Genomic DNA, 1,416 nt, shown 5'->3' with positions numbered 1-1,416 from the left:
CCTGCGCGGGAATGACGAGGCAGTGGGTGCGACGCCCTGGCTGGCGACAGGCGTCAGGCCGCCACAAATTTCCGCGCTGCCGAATGCCGAAGCCAGGGGTGTTAGACGGTCTAACACCCCGCTGCTGCACTTCCTCAAAGCCCCCTGCGCGGCGCCGACAGTCCAGGGTGTTAGACCGTCTAACACCCCCCGCCCATGAAAAAAGCGGCCCACCAGGAGCCGCTTCGAATTCATCCGGGATCTGGCGTCACCCGGCGCCAACGGCGCGGGGGGTGTTAGACGGTCTAACACCCCGCTGCCGCTTCACCCCTCAGCCGTCGGCCAGCATCTTTTGCAGCGCCTCTTCCAGCTCCAGCCAGCGCTGTGGCGGCAGCACGGCGGCGTCGACTTCGATGTAGGTGCGCTCGCCGTCGCAGCGGATGGCGGCGCGGCGGCGCTGGCCCAGGTCCATCACGCGGTCGTCGGCGTAAGGGACGTGGGCCGCCGGCGGCGCCGCCGCGGGGGTGTTAGACGGTCTAACACCCTCCGGCCCCGCCGCGGCCACCAGGCGCTTGAACACCTTGGCCGCGGGCAGCGTGTCGCCGCTGACGCTCACGGCCTCGGCCAGCACGGCGTCGCGGTTGCGGTCCAGCGCGTCCTTGAGCTTCTTGGTCCAGCGGAACTGGATGTCGTTGGGCGAGGCGAAGGCGTCCAGCACCTGCTGCGGCAGCTGCGACACGTGCATCGCGTTGGACACGTCCCCGGGCCCGCGGCCAATGAAGCCGGCGAGCTGGCGCAGCGAGGGGAACATGCCCTCGTCCAGCGCGCGGCGGTACATGTGCCCCTGCTCGTAGGCCGACAGCCCGCGCTGCAGCCGGTTCTCGCGCTCCATGTAGCCGAAGAGCTCGCGGTCATCCAGCGCCTTGACCACGGCCGACACCGGCACGCCCAGCTCCAGGCAGGCGCGGTGGCGGCGGTGGCCGAAGACCACCTCGTACTTGTGCGCCGCGCCCTCGCCCGCCCTGGCTTCCAGCGGCCGCACCATGATGGGCTGCACGTTGCCGCCGGCGTCCAGGATCTCGGTCTTGAACGCCTCGAAGTCCGGGCCGCGGAAGGAGTCGGCATGGCGGTTGGCCCAGCGGCTGGGGGCGATCTCGCGCGCGTCCAGCAGCAGCGCGCCGCGCTCGCCGGCCAGGCGCTGCACCTCCTGCTCCAGCTCGCTCACCCGGGCGCGCAGCGTGGCGTTGTCCAGGATCTCCATGGTCGTGAGCCCCGGCCCCGTCTTGGGCCGCACCCCGCTGGCCGGCGCCAGCGGCGGGACGATAGGCGGCCGCTCCGAGGCCACCAGCGCCGGCGCGGCCGGCGCGGCTGCATAGCCCGCCGCCGCATCGGCCGCCGGCTCGGCCGCAGGCGTGCCCGCGGCCGGCCGCGCCGAGC

The 1,416-nt window shown here is 72.6% G+C and carries 1 protein-coding gene; it reads right to left on the bottom strand.

The window, feature by feature from the left end; translation table 11 throughout:
* Positions 1-310: 310 nt before the first annotated feature.
* On the bottom strand, positions 311-1,416 hold a 1,106-nt coding region (locus tag ALA01S_RS30995), incomplete at its 5' end, for a ParB/RepB/Spo0J family partition protein (protein ID WP_066343617.1).

It is taken from the genome of Azohydromonas lata NBRC 102462, assembly GCF_001571085.1.
GTDB lineage: Bacteria > Pseudomonadota > Gammaproteobacteria > Burkholderiales > Burkholderiaceae_C > Azohydromonas > Azohydromonas lata.
Note: the sequence above shows the minus strand (reverse complement) of the source record. Positions and strands in the feature narration are given on the sequence as shown.